Raw genomic sequence first — 15,844 nt, 5'->3', positions numbered from 1 at the left:
AGCGCCTTATCCGGCCTACGAAATACGCAACCTGTTGGCCTGTGCCGGATGGCGGCGCTACAGCGCCTTATCCGGCCTACGAAATGCGTAACCTGTAGGCCGGATAAGCGAAGCGCCATCCGGCGGGAGTTACAGTATTGCGCCAACGCTCAAAACAGCCATATTCAGTAGCGTCAGGATCAGCAGCAGCGGCGCGACCCACTTCAGATACCGCACATACGGTACGCGCGCAATCGCCAGCCCTCCCATTACGACCGCCGACGTCGGCGTAATCAGGTTCACAATCCCGGACGCCGATTGATACGCCGTCACCACCAGATCCCGTTGCACATGGGCGAAGTCCGCTAACGGCGCCATGATCGGCATGGTCAACACCGCCAGACCAGAGGAAGAGGGCACCAGGAATGAGAGCAATACTTCCAGCCAGTAAGTGACATTGATAAAAATGGTGGTGGACAAGCCAGATACCAGATTTTCCGCGCTGTGCAAAATGGTATGCGTAATCATGCCATTATCCATCACCACCACAATGCCGCGTGCAATACCGATAATCAGCGCTACGCCAAGCAGATCCCGCGCGCCGTCGATAAACGTACTGGTGAACGCCTCTTCGCTCATCCGGGCGATAACGCCGACGATAATCGCGGACGCCAGGAAAACGCCGGAAATTTCCGCCATCCACCAGCCGAGAACCGCGACGCCGTAAATCATCACGGCAAAGGCGGCGGCGAAAATCAGCAAGATCCATTTGCGGGTTGCAGTGAACTCCAGCAGCGTGCTGGAACGGTTGCCAAGAAAGTGAGCGCGGTTCTCCTCCATCTTATCTGCCACGATAGATAACTCCGGGTTGCTGCGCACTTTGCGGGCATAGCGCATCACCCAGACCACGCAAATGACATAGCCAACGACCAGCAGAATGATGCGTAACAGCATACCCTGAGTGAACGGGATTCCGGCAGCGTTGGCGGCAATCACCGTGGCAAAAGGGTTGATGGTCGAACCGAGTGTGCCAATACCTGCGCCGAGCAGCACGGTGGCGGCCGCGACCAGCGGATCGAAGCGGGCGGCCATCATCACCGGAACCAGCAGCGTGTAGAAGGGGAGTGACTCTTCCGCCATCCCGTAAATCGTCCCGCCTGCGGCAAAGAGTCCCATTAGTATGGGGATCATCCACTCCTCTTTGCCGTTGAGCCGTACCGTGACGCGTTCAATACCCGCATCAATTGCACCGGTTTTGTTCACTACGCCGAGAAAGCCGCCGATGATTAGTACAAACAGCGCCACATCGATTGCGCCTGCGGTATAGGTTTCGTGGTTGTAGAGGCCGTCAATGGGAGCCAACAGTACGGCGGTAATCCCTTGCGGATGCGACTCGGCAGGAGCATAGGTGCCCGCGACCGGAACCTCTTTACCCAACGTGGGGTTCATCGCCATCTGGTATTTGCCCGCCGGGACAATCCAGGTCATCACAGCGACCAGTGCGATAAGAATAAACAGGATGGTATACGCGCTGGGAAATTTAAATTTGCCCATGGTGTTCTCTCCAGATAACACGGGCATGCGTCGTCAGGCGGCACATGCCCGGAGGGGTTAGTCGCCGAGCGTCGCCACCATGACCGCTTTAATGGTGTGCATACGGTTTTCCGCTTCGTCAAACACGATGGAGTGGGCTGACTCGAACACCTCTTCCGTCACCTCCAGTCCTTTCAGGCCATAGGCGGCCTCGATTTCGCGGCCCACTTTGGTGTGCTCGTTGTGGAAGGCGGGCAGGCAGTGCATAAACTTCACGTTGGGGTTGCCGGTGGCGTTGATGACCTGCTGGTTGATCTGGTATGGCTTCATCAGGCTGACGCGCTCCGCCCATGCTTCTTTTGGTTCGCCCATCGACACCCAGACATCGGTATAGAGGAAATCCACGTCATAAACGCCTTCTTCCACATCCTCGGTTAGCGTAATGCGCGCGCCAGTGACGCTGGCGATGTCGCGGCACTGCGCCACCAGTGCGTCGTCCGGCCAGAAGGATTTCGGCGCGACCAGGCGGATGTCCATCCCCATTTTTGCCGCGCCGACCATAAGCGAATTGCCCATGTTATTGCGGGCGTCGCCGAGGTAAGCGAAGCTGAGTTCAGGCAGCGTTTTGCCCGGCGCATGTTCCAGCATGGTCATCAGGTCGGCGAGGATCTGCGTAGGGTGAAATTCATCGGTCAGGCCGTTCCACACCGGTACGCCCGCGTACTGCCCCAGTTCTTCAACGATCTGCTGACCAAAACCGCGATACTCAATGCCGTCATACATCCGGCCCAGCACGCGGGCGGTATCTTTCATGGATTCTTTATGCCCAATCTGCGAGCCGCTTGGCCCGAGATAGGTCACCTGTGCGCCCTGATCGAATGCGCCGACCTCAAACGCGCAGCGGGTGCGGGTGGAGGTTTTTTCGAAAATTAGCGCGATGTTTTTACCGACCAGCGTTTGCTTCTCGCGCCCGGCTTTTTTTGCCGCTTTCAGCTCGATGGCCAGATCGATCAGGTACTGGATCTCCGTCGGAGTGAAGTCGAGTAGTTTAAGAAAGTTGCGATTTTTCAGTGAAGTAGCCATTACAGTGTCCTTGTTAAAATGAATTACCTGATGGCGCTGCGCTTATCAGGCCTACGGTTATGCGCGTGCTGTAGGCCGGATAAGGCACCGCCGCCATCCGGCAGAAATCGCCTTATGCGTCGTAATCGACGGTTTCGGGTCGAATCAGGGTGCCTTTGTCACCGCTGAGAATGGCCGGGCCGTCGGCCAGTGAACCGATACCGGCAATCCCCTGGCAGTGGCTGACAAACTCGGCGCAGGCGGTGACTTTCGGCCCCATCGAACCGGCATCGAACTGCATTTCGCTGAGCAGTTCCGGCGTTACCTGAGCCAGCGGGCGTTGGGTCGGCTTGCCCCAGTCGAGGTACACCGCGTCGGCATCGGTCAGGATCAGCAGCGCGTCCGCGTGGATTTGACTGGCGAGCAGAGCGGCAGAGAGGTCTTTGTCGATCACCGCTTCAATGCCATGAAAACCATCGGCTTTTTCAACTACCGGCACGCCGCCGCCACCGTTGCAGATCACGAGATGGTCGCGGGCGATCAGGGCGCGGATCGCGTCGCTCTCAACGATGCGTTTGGGCTGTGGCGAAGGCACTACGCGGCGAAACGCTTTTCCGTCGGCTTTGAAAATCCAGCCTTTTTCCGCCTGTAGCGCGTTGGCCTGGTCGCCGTCATAAACCGGGCCGATATATTTGGTTGGGTTGCGGAATGCCGGATCGTCGGCGTCCACCTCCACCTGAGTGAGCAGGACGCTGATTTCACGCTGCGGAAGCTGGTTTTTCAGCGACTGTTGCAGCATGTAGCCGATCATCCCCTGGCTTTCCGCGCCGAGAATATCGAGCGGGTAGGGGGTGACGCGGTCATAGGCGCTGTTCTGTAACGCCAGCAGGCCAACCTGCGGGCCGTTGCCGTGTACCAGCACCACGCGCCACTGTTGCGTCAGTTGGGCGATGGTTTTTGCCGCCAGATCGATGTTTTTGCGCTGGATATCCGCTTCCAGCGGTTCGCCGCGTTTGAGCAGCGCATTGCCGCCCAGTGCGACAACCAGAGTGGGTTTGTTGTCCATAATCGCTTCCTTAAATGCCGTCGCGTTCCAGCGGGCAGCTCATGCAGCGCGCGCCGCCGCGTCCGCGTCCCAGTTCATCGCCAGGAATGGGCAGAACGGTGATGCCCGCTTTGTCGTATTTTTCGTTGGTCCAGATGTTGCGTTCGTAGCCGACCACCACACCGGGGCGCAGGGTGAGAACGTTGTTGGCGTCATTCCACTGCTCACGTTCGGCTTCGAAGGCATCGCCGCCAGTGGTGATCAAACGCACCTGATCAATGCCGAGGGCTTTTTCGATGGCGTGTACCAGCGTGCTTTCCTGGGTACGCTTCAGCCCGCCGCGCCCGTCCGGTGTTAAGGTCCAGCACTGGACGTCCGGGCGAACCACTTCCGGGTAGACGGAGAAGGTGTCGATGTCGATATGGGTCATGACGGTATCGAGGTGCATGCAGGAACGGTGTTTTGGCAACTCAACGGCGATGACGCGCTCGGCCTGGCGATGTTTAAACAGCGACTGGGCGAGGAACTCGATCCCCTGCGGGGTGGTACGTTCAGACATGCCAATCAGCACGGCGCCGCGACCAATAACCAGCACGTCCCCGCCTTCTAACGTGGCATGGTCGTAATTAATGTTTTCGTCGCCGAAATATTTAATAAATTCGCCATCTGCAAATTGTGGATGCCAGCGATAAATCGCCCGCAGATTATTGGTTTCACGCTGGCGCGCTGTTTTTGCCATTGGGTTGATCGACACGCCGTTATATATCCAGCATGAGGTGTCGCGGGTAAATAAGTGATTGGGTAATGGCTTCATAATAAAGTCATTAATATCGTGTGTATCAACCACCATATTTTTAATCGAGGCGGGGATTTCGCCATATGTCAGCCCACCGCTTAAATGGCGCGCTAATTCCCGATGCGGCATATCCGCCAGCCAGGTACGAATATCCGCCGCGAACGTCGGGCCCAGGCGATAGTCGGAGATTTGTGTTTCCAGCAGCCAGGTTTTGGCTTCGATAACATCCAGTGTTTGCGTCAGCAGGTCGGTTAGCAGCAACACCTCTATGCCTTGTTGGCGTAACGTATTAGCGAAAATATCGTGCTCTTCGCCTGCGCGTTCCACCGACAGAACGTCATCAAAAAGCAGCTCCTGGCAATTTGACGGCGTCAGTCTTTTCAGACTGAGATTAGGGCGGTGCAACATCACACTACGTAATTGACCGATTTCAGAACCGACATAATGTTTTTCCATCACGATACCTTTTACTCAATTTTCAGGAATAAAGAAGTGGTGGCTGCAAATAATTAAATTGTTTGCAGTCATTACTGTTCAGCTAATTTTCGGAAATCATCATTGATTCTAATTCGGTCTGATAATGTGATGTGTTTCACATCGGAAGGGATATTTAATTTTTCTTATTTAATATATGAGCGAGGTCAGAGAAATTGAAAAATAAAGAGAGTAATAACTGAATTACTACGCAATAAAATGTCTTGTTATTCTTTCTTGTTAATTATTTGTAGATAATCTGAATTTATTATTTAATTCTATCTTGTTGATTTTATGGTGTTTTGTTTTTGTCTGTGCATAGGTATGCGGGAGGGTTATTTTATTATTTTTACCTTAACGTAAATCATAAAATAACTATGGTGATAAATGCAGGTTATGCAGGGAAAAGGAAGTGTGATCAACAAGGTGTTTTTCTGATAAACCCTTTTATAACAGCATATTACGATTTTTACCGTAAAGTGGAGGGGGAAAGTTATGCAAAGGATATGCATAATCTTCGATGACGATTAACAGTCGGACAACATCTTCAGCGATAAACATGCGCTGACGCAAAACATCGTGAAATAGAAGTGGTATGGCAGCGGTTTTTTTCGTATAACCATAAAAATGAAACGTTGTTTTATTTAAGGAGTCTGTGATGATCGTTGGCAATATCCACAATCTGCAACCCTGGCTGCCGGACGCGCTGCGTCAGGCCATTGAACATATTAAAGCGCATGTGACGGATGAAACGGCAAAGGGTAAGCATGATATCGACGGCAATCGCCTGTTTTATCTGGTTTCGGAAGACATGACCGAGCCGTTTGAAAAGCGTCGTGCGGAGTATCACGCGTGCTATCTCGATATTCAGATCGTATTAAAGGGGCAGGAAGGAATGACCTTCAGCACCCAGCCTGCGGGCGCGCCAGAAACTGACTGGCTGGCGGATAAAGACATCGCGTTTTTGCCTGAAGGGGCAGAGGAGAAAACGGTGATCCTTAATGAAGGCGATTTTGTGGTCTTTTACCCGGGGGAAGTCCATAAGCCGCTGTGCGCCGTAGGGGCGCCAGCTCAGGTACGCAAAGCGGTCGTTAAGCTGCTGGTCGAGTAAGTTGCATTGCCGGGTGGCGACGCAAAACGTCTTACCCGGCCTACGGGAACACGATCTGTAGGCCGGATAAGACGTAATCGTTATTTCGCCAGCGTTGCCACCATCACCGCTTTGATGGTGTGCATCCGGTTTTCCGCCTGGTCAAACACGATGCTGGCCGGAGATTCAAACACCGCATCGGTCACTTCCATCCCGCCGTGCAAACCGAACTCTTCGGCCATTTTCTTGCCAAGCGTGGTCTGATCATCGTGGAATGCGGGCAGGCAGTGCAGAAACTTCACCTGAGGATTACCGGTCTGCGCCATCATTGCGCTGTTTACCTGATACTGACGCAGCAGTGCGATACGCTCCGCCCATTTCTCTTTTGCTTCACCCATCGACACCCATACGTCGGTATAGATAAAGTCCGCGCCTTTCACGCCCGCTGCGATATCTTCAGTCAGCGTAATATCGCCGCCGTTCTTTTGCGCCAGCGCTTTGCACTCTGCGACCAGGCTTGCTTCCGGCCAGCTGGCCTGCGGAGCCACCAGACGTAAATCCAGCCCTGTCAGCGCGGCGGCTTCCAGCATGGAATTTCCCATGTTGTTACGCGCATCGCCAGCGTAAACCAGGGTCATCTCATTGAAGGCTTTGCCCGGCAGATGTTCCTGCATAGTCAGCAAATCCGCCAGCAGCTGCGTGGGGTGAAACTCGTTGGTCAACCCGTTCCACACGGGAACGCCTGCATATTCCGCCAGCGTTTCGACCACTTCCTGGCCGTGGCCGCGGTACTGAATACCGTCATACATGCGTCCCAGCACGCGGGCGGTGTCTTTAATTGACTCTTTATGCCCAATCTGGCTGCCGCTTGGCCCAAGGTACGTTACGCGAGCGCCCTGATCGTATGCGGCAACTTCGAAAGAGCATCGGGTGCGGGTCGAGTCTTTTTCGAAGATGAGCGCGATGTTTTTGCCGGTCAGTCTGGCGACTTCTACGCCGTTTTTCTTGTCGGCTTTCAGTTTGGCGGCGAGTTGCAGCAGAGCGGTGAGTTCAGCGGAGGTGAAATCGAGTAATTTCAAAAAATGTTTCTGATAAAACGTAGACATGGTTCCCTCACATGGCAAAGGCCATTTGTTGAATTAAAATTCAATTTATATGGATGGTTATGCATTTGCAACCCCATTTAACAAATCTTTCCTGGAAAGGTGGAGGCAATGACAGCGGTGTGTGACAATAAGAGTATCGGCAGGACATTTATGAGGAACGAGCCATGGCAAACCCGGAACTACTGGAAGAGCAGCGTGAAGAGACGCGTCTGATTATTGAAGAATTACTTGAAGATGGCAGCGATCCAGATGCGCTGTACACTATCGAGCACCACTTTTCCGCTGACGACTTCGAAACGCTGGAAAAAGCAGCCGTAGAAGCGTTCAAACTCGGTTATGAAGTGACCGAGCCGGAAGAGCTGGAAGTGGAAGAAGGCGATACGGTGATTTGCTGCGATATCCTCAGCGAATGTGCGCTGAATGCCGATCTGATTGATGCTCAGGTTGAACAACTGATGAACCTGGCTGAGAAATTTGACGTGGAATATGACGGCTGGGGTACGTACTTCGAAGATCCGAACGGCGAAGAGGGTGAAGACGGCGACGATGAAGATTACGTCGACGAAGACGATGACGGCGTACGCCACTAACTCAGAAGCAGAATGTTTGCATAAATTGCCGGATATGGCGTCGCCTTATCCGGCCAGTGGGTGACTTACAGCGTTTTCAGCATGCGGACTTCGCAGTCAACATGCCCGGTGCAGCCCAGCGGTTCGCTGATATGCTCAAATCCCAGATGTTCATACAGGCCAATCGCTTCGCGTAAGGATGCGGTGGTTTCCAGGTAGCAGCGTTTAAACCCCTGCTCACACGCATGCTCCAGCGCCATCAGCGCCAGTTTCTTCGCCAGCCCCTGGCCGCGTACCGTCGGCAAAAAGTACATTTTTTGCAGTTCGCAGATATCCGGTTCGCTACAGCCTAACGGCGCCACGCCGCCGCCGCCCACCACCTGACCGTTCTGCTCGACGACCCAATAGGCCGCGCCTGGCTGACTGTAAACCTGGAACAGTTCATCCAGATTAGGATCGGCAACCGTATAACCTTTATCAGCGGTCAGGCCGTATTCAGCGGAAACCTGGCGGATGACGTGGGCGATAGCGGCGTTATCGTCAGCGGTAAGACGACGCAACGTTGCCGGGACAGAGGTAATGACACTCATAGCGAACTCATGACAGAAACGTGGAACATATGCAGTTAATAACACTGCGGGGAGGGGGAGTGCAAGCGAGGATAATTCAATAAAAAGCCTCTTAGCGAGTGCGTCAGAGGCTTTTATCGTCTGTGGTGTCGGATGCACTGAAGATGCCTGTAGGCCGGATAAGCGTAGCGCCATCCGGCAAACAGTCAGGCACTCTCTTTACAGCGCCGCGATAACCGCCTGCTGTTCAATCAGCTTCGCTTTCGCTTCCGCGTAGTTTTCCAGTTTCTCACGCTCTTTGGCGATCACCGCTTCCGGTGCGCGGGCGACAAAACCTTCGTTCGCCAGCTTGCCTTCAATGCGGCCAATTTCAGCTTCGACCTTCGCCACTTCTTTCGCCAGACGCGCCAGCTCGGCTTCTTTGTCAATCAGCCCCGCCATCGGGATCAGCAGTTCGGCGCCATCGATAATCTTCGTCACGGAAACCGGACCTTTGTCATCGGCTGGCAGCACGGTGATGCTTTCCAGACGCGCCAGGTTCAGCAGGAAGCTGCGGTTGTCGTTCACGCGGCGAATCGCCTCTTCGCTGCAACCACGCAGCAGCAGTTCCAGCGGTTTGCCCGGCGCGATATTCATTTCCGCACGGATGTTACGTACGGCAACGATCGCCTGCTTCAGCCATTCGGTATCGGCCAGCGCGGCTTCATCCACCTGGGAGGCATCGTACTGCGGGAACGGTTGCAGCATGATGGTGTCGGCGGTAATGCCGGAAATCACTTTCACACGCTGCCAGATGGTCTCGGTGATGAACGGGATGATCGGATGCGCCAGGCGCAGCAGACCTTCCAGCACGGTGACCAGTGTGTTGCGGGTGCCGCGCAGTTCTGCTTCAGAGCCGCCGTTCATGACCGGCTTGGTCAGCTCCAGATACCAGTCGCAGAACTGGTTCCAGGTGAACTCGTACAGAATGCCCGCTGCGATATCGAAGCGGAAGCTGTCCAGCGCTTCGCGGTACGCTTTGATGGTCTGATTGAATTCCGCCAGGATCCAGCGGTCTGCCAGTGACAGGGTCATCTCGCCGCCGTTGAAGCCGCAATCCTGATCTTCGGTATTCATCAGCACAAAGCGGCTGGCGTTCCACAGCTTGTTACAGAAGTTACGGTAGCCTTCCAGACGCTTCATATCCCAGTTGATGTCGCGGCCGGTAGAGGCCAGCGCCGCCAGGGTGAAACGCAGGGCGTCAGTACCGTGCGGCTCAATGCCGTCCGGGAATTGTTTCTCGGTACGTTTGGCGATCTTCTCAGCCAACTGCGGCTGCATCATGTTGCCGGTACGTTTTTCCAGCAGATCCGGCAGGGAAATGCCGTCAACCATATCCAGCGGGTCGATAACGTTACCCTTGGATTTGGACATCTTCTGGCCTTCGTCATCGCGAATCAGACCGGTCATGTAGACGGTCTTGAACGGTACCTGCGGCTTGCCGTTTTCATCTTTGATGAAGTGCATGGTCATCATGATCATGCGGGCAATCCAGAAGAAGATGATGTCGAAACCGGAGACCATCACGCTGGTCGGGTGGAGCTGACGCAGCGCGTCGGTGTTTTCCGGCCAGCCGAGAGTCGAGAAGGTCCATAGCGCGGAAGAGAACCAGGTGTCCAGTACGTCGTCGTCCTGACGCAGCGCAACGTCGGCGCTCAGGTTGTTTTCCTGACGCACTTCGTCTTCGCTACGGCCAACGTAGACGTTGCCCGCGTCGTCGTACCATGCCGGGATGCGGTGGCCCCACCACAGCTGACGGGAGATACACCAGTCCTGAATGTCACGCATCCAGGAGAAGTACATGTTTTCGTACTGTTTTGGCACGAACTGGATATCGCCGTTCTCTACCGCTTCCACCGCCGGTTTTGCCAGCACGTCGGCACGTACGTACCACTGGTCGGTCAGCATTGGTTCGATAACCACGCCGCCACGGTCGCCGTAAGGAACGGTCAGGTCGTGCGGTTTAATCTCTTCCAGCAGGCCGAGGGCATCGATAGCGGCAACCACTGCTTTACGTGCGGCAAAGCGCTCCAGTTTCTGGAACTCAGCCGGGATTTCGTTGGAGTAAACGTCGGACTCTTCGCCTTTGGTGTCATACACTTCCGCGCTTTCACGGATATCGCCGTCAAAGGTCAGAATATTGATCATCGGAAGCTGATGACGACGGCCCACCTCATAGTCGTTAAAGTCGTGCGCCGGGGTGATCTTCACGCAGCCGGTGCCTTTTTCCATGTCGGCATGCTCGTCGCCCACGATCGGAATACGACGGTTCACCAGCGGCAGCACCACGAATTTGCCAATCAGATCTTTATAACGCGGATCTTCCGGGTTGACGGCCACGCCAGTATCGCCCAGCAGGGTTTCCGGGCGGGTGGTGGCGACCACCAGGTAATCTTTACCGTCTGCGGTTTTCGCACCGTCAGCCAGCGGATAGCGGATGTGCCACATAGAGCCTTTGGACTCGCGGTTTTCCACTTCCAGGTCAGAGATCGCGGTGCGCAGTTTCGGGTCCCAGTTGACCAGGCGCTTGCCACGGTAAATCAGATCTTCTTTGTACAGGCGGACAAACACTTCTTTCACGGCATTGGAAAGACCTTCGTCCATGGTGAAGCGTTCGCGCTCCCAGTCCACGGAGTTGCCCAGACGGCGCATCTGACGGGTAATGGTGCCGCCGGATTCCGCTTTCCACTGCCAGATTTTGTCGATGAAGGCATCGCGGCCATAGTCGTGGCGGGTTTTACCCTCTTCTGCGGCAATCTTGCGCTCAACCACCATCTGGGTAGCGATCCCGGCGTGGTCAGTACCGACCTGCCACAGGGTGTTTTTACCCTGCATGCGCTGATAGCGGATCAGGGTATCCATGATGGTTTGCTGGAAGGCGTGACCCATATGCAAACTGCCGGTGACGTTTGGCGGCGGGATCATGATGCAGAAGCTTTCCTGGCTTTCATCGCCATTCGGCTTAAAGTAGCCCTGCTGCTCCCAGTGCTCGTAAAGCGGCTGTTCGATATCTTGTGGGTTATATGTCTTTTCCATTATTTCCAGGTTGCCGTATTCAGGTTAAAACCAGCCACGCGGTAGGCTTTGTAGCGTTCGCGCGCCAGTTGTTTCAAAGTTTCTTCGTAAGGGACAAAGTCTATCACTTCTGTGAAAGCGGTGGCAAAATCTGCAAAGCCAGTACGCAGGCTGATCAGAATATCACGCGGGCTGCTGTTGCGTTTTTGCGGCCAGGCGATTTCCACCGGCGCGCCGCCGCGCGGACCTTCTCCCGCCAGATTATGCGGGACAAAACTCTCCGGCGGTCTTGCCCACAGCGCTTCATCCAGACGGATGGCCTGTTTTTCGTCTTCACAGGCAATCAGCACGCGTTTACCACTGCGCCAACGTTCTGCGGCAATGTCGCACACCAGTTGTTCAACGGCGCTCAGGCCATCAACGGTGGTGTCATTGTCCAGAATATAGAACGTTGCATTCTTCATATATGGGGCTTCTTGTGGTGAATTTAAATGCGAAGCCGGATGGCGCTACGCTTATCCGGCCTACGGTTAAATACTCCATGTAGGCCGGATAAGGCGCATATGCGTCGCCATCCGGCAATCATGCAAACTTACTCTTCGCCGTTAAAACCCGCGCGATTGAGCAGGAACTGCGACAGCAACGCCACCGGACGACCGGTTGCGCCTTTCGCTTTACCGGAACGCCATGCGGTGCCGGCGATGTCCAGGTGCGCCCAGTTGTACTTACGGGTAAAGCGCGACAGGAAGCAACCGGCGGTGATAGCACCACCAGGACGGCCGCCGATGTTCGCCATATCCGCAAAGTTAGACTCCAGTTGTTCCTGGAACTCATCGCCCAACGGCAAGCGCCATGCGCGGTCGCCCGCCTGTTCAGACGCGCTAATCAGCTCATGCGCCAGCGGATTGTGGTTCGACATCAGACCGGTGATGTGATGGCCCAGCGCAATCACGCAGGCGCCCGTCAGGGTCGCGACGTCAATCACCGCTTCCGGCTCAAAACGCTCAACGTAGGTTAACACGTCGCACAGTACCAGGCGGCCTTCGGCATCGGTGTTCAGCACTTCGACCGTCTGGCCGGACATGGTGGTCAGCACGTCACCCGGACGATACGCTCGCCCGCCAGGCATGTTTTCGCAGCCTGCCAGCACGCCGATGACGTTAATCGGCAACTGAAGTTCCGCGACCATGCGCATCACGCCGTACACTGCCGCCGCACCGCACATATCGTACTTCATCTCGTCCATGCCTTCGGCAGGCTTGATGGAGATGCCGCCGGAGTCAAAGGTTAGCCCTTTGCCGACCAGCACAACCGGACGCGCGTCTTCGGACGGGTTGCCTTTGTATTCGATAACCGACATCAGCGATTCGTTCTGCGAACCGTGACCGACCGCCAGATAAGAGTGCATACCCAGCTCTTTCATCTGCTGTTCGCCGATGACGCGGGTGATGACGTTCTTGCTGTAGCTGTCGGCCAACTGGCGCGCCTGAGAGGCCAGGTAGGCGGCATTACAGATATTCGGCGGCATATTGCCGAGATCTTTCGCTGCTTTAATCCCGGCGGCAATCGCCAGACCGTGTTGGATCGCACGCTCGCCGCTGGTCAGCTCACGGCGGGTCGGCACGTTGAAGACCATTTTACGCAGCGGGCGACGCGGCTCGCTCTTGTTGGTCTTCAGTTGATCAAAGCTGTACAGCGTCTCTTTGGCCGTTTCGACAGCCTGACGTACTTTCCAGTAGTTGTTGCGGCCTTTGACGTGCAGTTCGGTCAGGAAGCAGACCGCTTCCATTGAGCCGGTGTCATTCAGCGTATTGATGGTTTTCTGAATGACCTGCTTGTACTGGCGCTCATCGAGCTCGCGCTCTTTACCACAACCAATGAGGAGGATTCGCTCGGAAAGAACGTTAGGAACATGGTGCAGCAACAGGGTCTGCCCCGGTTTTCCTTCCAGTTCACCACGACGCAGCAGGGCGCTGATGTACCCGTCGCTGATTTTATCGAGCTGTTCTGCAATCGGAGAAAGGCGGCGTGGTTCAAAGACGCCCACGACGATGCAGGCACTCCGCTGTTTCTCCGGGCTACCGCTTTTTACACTGAACTCCATGCACTACGCTCCTGAATCTTAAAGACAACGGCGGCGGCTACAGTTAGAATTGCAAGCTTTCGTAACTCATGTCCGCAGTTGCGGTGACTTCGTGTTAATCTTAACGTTATTACGGCATTGGCACGTCAGAACGCGTTCTGAGTGGCGAATCCGCTGAGTATAATAATTTTAGCGACGATTTCGACGACTCAAGAGAATAAATGACGTTTAAGCCATGAAACAAGCTAAATTCCTGCAAAAGACGAGTTTTTACGGGCGTATTTAAAGTGATAATCATAAGATATCTGGTGCGGGAGACGCTCAAAAGCCAACTGGCGATTCTTTTCATCCTGCTTTTGATCTTCTTTTGTCAAAAGCTAGTGAGGATCCTCGGGGCGGCGGTTGACGGTGACATTCCGGCAAATCTGGTGCTCTCGCTACTGGGGCTGGGCGTGCCGGAAATGGCGCAGCTCATCCTGCCGTTAAGCCTGTTCCTCGGGCTGTTGATGACGCTGGGCAAACTGTATACCGAAAGCGAAATAACGGTCATGCATGCCTGTGGTCTGAGCCGGGCTGTGCTGGTGAAAGCCGCGATGGTGCTGGCGCTGTTTACCGGCGTCGTCGCCGCTGTCAACGTCATGTGGGCGGGGCCCTGGTCATCCAGACACCAGGATGAGGTACTGGCGGAAGCAAAAGCCAATCCTGGCATGGCCGCGCTGGCACAAGGGCAGTTCCAGCAGGCGACCAATGGCAGCGCCGTGCTGTTTATTGAAAGCGTTGACGGCAGCGATTTTAAAGATGTGTTCCTTGCGCAAATCCGCCCGAAAGGCAACGCCCGTCCTTCTGTGGTGGTGGCCGATTCTGGACATCTGACGCAATTGCGCGACGGCTCCCAGGTTGTGACGTTGAACAAAGGGACGCGCTTTGAAGGCACTGCCCTGCTGCGTGACTTCCGCATCACCGATTTCCAGAACTATCAGGCGATTATTGGTCATCAGGCCGTTGCGCTGGACCCGAACGATACCGATCAGATGGATATGCGCACGCTGTGGCAGACCGATACCAATCGCGCCCGTGCGGAACTGCACTGGCGTATTACGCTGGTATTCACCGTATTTATGATGGCGCTGATGGTTGTACCGCTGAGCGTGGTTAACCCGCGACAGGGGCGCGTGCTGTCGATGCTGCCGGCTATGCTGCTGTATCTGCTGTTCTTCCTCCTGCAAACCTCCCTGAAATCGAACGGCGGTAAGGGCAAACTGGATCCGGTTATCTGGATGTGGGCGGTCAACCTGATCTATCTGGCGTTGGCGGTTGGTCTGAACCTTTGGGATACGGTGCCGGTACGCCGCCTGCGCGCCCGTCTTCTGCGTAAAGGAGCGGTATAATGCAGCCGTTTGGTGTACTTGACCGCTATATCGGTAAAACCATTTTCACCACCATCATGATGACGTTGTTCATGCTGGTGTCGCTCTCCGGCATCATCAAGTTTGTTGACCAGCTTAAAAAAGCCGGGCAGGGGAGCTACGATGCGCTGGGCGCGGGGATGTATACCCTGCTCAGCGTGCCGAAAGATGTGCAGATTTTCTTCCCGATGGCGGCGCTGCTTGGTGCGCTGCTGGGGCTGGGGATGCTGGCGCAGCGCAGTGAACTGGTGGTGATGCAGGCTTCGGGTTTCACCCGGATGCAGGTGGCGCTGTCGGTGATGAAAACCGCTATTCCACTGGTGCTGTTGACAATGGCCATCGGTGAATGGGTCGCTCCGCAGGGCGAACAGATGGCGCGTAACTACCGTGCGCAGGCGATGTACGGCGGTTCGCTGCTCTCTACTCAGCAAGGCCTGTGGGCGAAAGATGGCAACAATTTCGTCTATATCGAGCGGGTGAAGGGCGACGAAGAGCTGGCGGGCATTAGCATCTACGCCTTTAACGATCAGCGTCGCTTACAGTCAGTGCGTTATGCCGCGTCTGCGAAGTTCGACGCAGACAACAAGGTCTGGCGTCTGTCGCAGGTGGACGAGTCTGACCTGAAAGACCCGAAACAGATCACCGGTTCGCAGACCGTGAGCGGCACCTGGAAAACCAACCTCACGCCGGACAAACTGGGCGTGGTGGCGCTGGACCCGGATGCGCTCTCCATCAGCGGTTTGCATAACTATGTGAAGTATCTGAAGTCGAGCGGCCAGGACGCCGGACGTTATCAGCTCAATATGTGGAGTAAAATCTTCCAGCCGCTTTCCGTGGCGGTAATGATGTTGATGGCGCTGTCGTTCATTTTTGGCCCGCTGCGTAGCGTGCCGATGGGCGTGCGTGTGGTGACCGGGATCAGCTTTGGTTTCGTCTTCTACGTTCTGGACCAGATTTTCGGCCCGCTGACGCTGGTTTATGGCATTCCGCCGATTATCGGCGCGCTGCTGCCAAGCGCCTCGTTCTTCCTGATTAGCCTCTGGCTGATGATGCGTAAGTCGTAAAATTGATCTCTCTC

Annotated in this window: 14 protein-coding genes; 5 read left to right on the top strand and 9 right to left on the bottom strand. The window is 55.2% G+C overall.

The genetic code is table 11. From position 1 onward, the window contains the following. Positions 1 to 129: 129 nt before the first annotated feature. The 4 genes from OGW17_RS02230 to arcA form a co-directional block, all read right to left on the bottom strand. A complete protein-coding gene (locus OGW17_RS02230) occupies positions 130 to 1,533 on the bottom strand; it encodes a YfcC family protein (RefSeq protein ID WP_071257386.1) in 1,404 nt (467 codons plus the stop codon). Positions 1,534 to 1,590: 57 nt separating this feature from the next. Beyond that, positions 1,591 to 2,595 (bottom strand): ornithine carbamoyltransferase, encoded by a 1,005-nt coding sequence (argF, locus tag OGW17_RS02225; protein ID WP_012134335.1) that lies wholly within the window; start codon positions 2,593 to 2,595, stop codon positions 1,591 to 1,593. A gap of 112 nt (positions 2,596 to 2,707) precedes the next feature. Beyond that, positions 2,708 to 3,640 (bottom strand): carbamate kinase, encoded by a 933-nt coding sequence (arcC, locus tag OGW17_RS02220; RefSeq protein WP_012134334.1) that lies wholly within the window; start codon positions 3,638 to 3,640, stop codon positions 2,708 to 2,710. A 10-nt stretch (positions 3,641 to 3,650) separates the two neighbouring features. Beyond that, entirely contained in the window at positions 3,651 to 4,871 is a 1,221-nt protein-coding gene (arcA, locus tag OGW17_RS02215) for an arginine deiminase (protein WP_071257389.1), read from the bottom strand. A gap of 676 nt (positions 4,872 to 5,547) precedes the next feature. Between arcA and OGW17_RS02210 the strand changes: the two genes are divergently transcribed. Beyond that, a complete protein-coding gene (locus OGW17_RS02210; protein ID WP_071257390.1) occupies positions 5,548 to 6,000 on the top strand; it encodes a YhcH/YjgK/YiaL family protein in 453 nt (150 codons plus the stop codon). 80 nt (positions 6,001 to 6,080) lie between these two features. Here OGW17_RS02210 and argF (OGW17_RS02205) read toward each other — a convergent pair whose 3' ends face one another. Next, the gene (gene argF / locus OGW17_RS02205) at positions 6,081 to 7,085 is read right to left on the bottom strand and encodes an ornithine carbamoyltransferase (RefSeq protein ID WP_071257392.1); all 1,005 of its coding nucleotides are present in this window, start codon (positions 7,083 to 7,085) and stop codon (positions 6,081 to 6,083) included. Positions 7,086 to 7,249: 164 nt separating this feature from the next. On the opposite strand from argF (OGW17_RS02205), the gene rraB reads away from it, so the two are divergent. Further along, complete coding sequence (gene rraB / locus OGW17_RS02200) at positions 7,250 to 7,675, top strand: ribonuclease E inhibitor RraB (RefSeq protein WP_047459344.1); 426 nt, start codon at positions 7,250 to 7,252, stop codon at positions 7,673 to 7,675. Positions 7,676 to 7,740: 65 nt separating this feature from the next. Here the strand turns inward: rraB and OGW17_RS02195 are convergent, their stop codons facing one another. The 4 genes from OGW17_RS02195 to pepA all read right to left on the bottom strand — a co-directional run bounded on the left by OGW17_RS02195 (position 7,741) and on the right by pepA (position 13,381). Further along, entirely contained in the window at positions 7,741 to 8,244 is a 504-nt protein-coding gene (locus tag OGW17_RS02195; protein ID WP_071257395.1) for a GNAT family N-acetyltransferase, read from the bottom strand. A 198-nt stretch (positions 8,245 to 8,442) separates the two neighbouring features. Further along, a complete protein-coding gene (locus tag OGW17_RS02190; protein ID WP_071257397.1) occupies positions 8,443 to 11,298 on the bottom strand; it encodes a valine--tRNA ligase in 2,856 nt (951 codons plus the stop codon). Continuing rightward, the gene (gene holC / locus OGW17_RS02185; RefSeq protein WP_071257400.1) at positions 11,298 to 11,741 is read right to left on the bottom strand and encodes a DNA polymerase III subunit chi; all 444 of its coding nucleotides are present in this window, start codon (positions 11,739 to 11,741) and stop codon (positions 11,298 to 11,300) included. The genes OGW17_RS02190 and holC overlap by 1 nt, the downstream gene beginning before the upstream one ends. 128 nt (positions 11,742 to 11,869) lie before the next feature. Beyond that, on the bottom strand, positions 11,870 to 13,381 hold the full coding sequence (gene pepA / locus OGW17_RS02180; protein ID WP_047459338.1) for a leucyl aminopeptidase: 1,512 nt from the start codon (positions 13,379 to 13,381) through the stop codon (positions 11,870 to 11,872). Positions 13,382 to 13,534: 153 nt separating this feature from the next. On the opposite strand from pepA, the gene ytgA reads away from it, so the two are divergent. From ytgA to lptG, 3 genes are all read left to right on the top strand, one after another. Next, a complete protein-coding gene (ytgA, locus tag OGW17_RS02175; RefSeq protein WP_211180521.1) occupies positions 13,535 to 13,585 on the top strand; it encodes a protein YtgA in 51 nt (16 codons plus the stop codon). A gap of 62 nt (positions 13,586 to 13,647) precedes the next feature. Continuing rightward, positions 13,648 to 14,748: an LPS export ABC transporter permease LptF gene (lptF, locus tag OGW17_RS02170; RefSeq protein WP_012134315.1), complete on the top strand. Its 1,101-nt coding sequence runs from the start codon at positions 13,648 to 13,650 to the stop codon at positions 14,746 to 14,748. Further along, positions 14,748 to 15,830 (top strand): LPS export ABC transporter permease LptG, encoded by a 1,083-nt coding sequence (lptG, locus tag OGW17_RS02165; RefSeq protein ID WP_012134314.1) that lies wholly within the window; start codon positions 14,748 to 14,750, stop codon positions 15,828 to 15,830. Before lptF ends, lptG begins: the two co-directional genes overlap by 1 nt. Positions 15,831 to 15,844 lie beyond the last annotated feature (14 nt).

The sequence above is a fragment of the Citrobacter sp. CK181 genome (genome assembly GCF_030333595.1).
Classification (GTDB): domain Bacteria; phylum Pseudomonadota; class Gammaproteobacteria; order Enterobacterales; family Enterobacteriaceae; genus Citrobacter_B; species Citrobacter_B koseri.
Note: the sequence above shows the minus strand (reverse complement) of the source record. Positions and strands in the feature narration are given on the sequence as shown.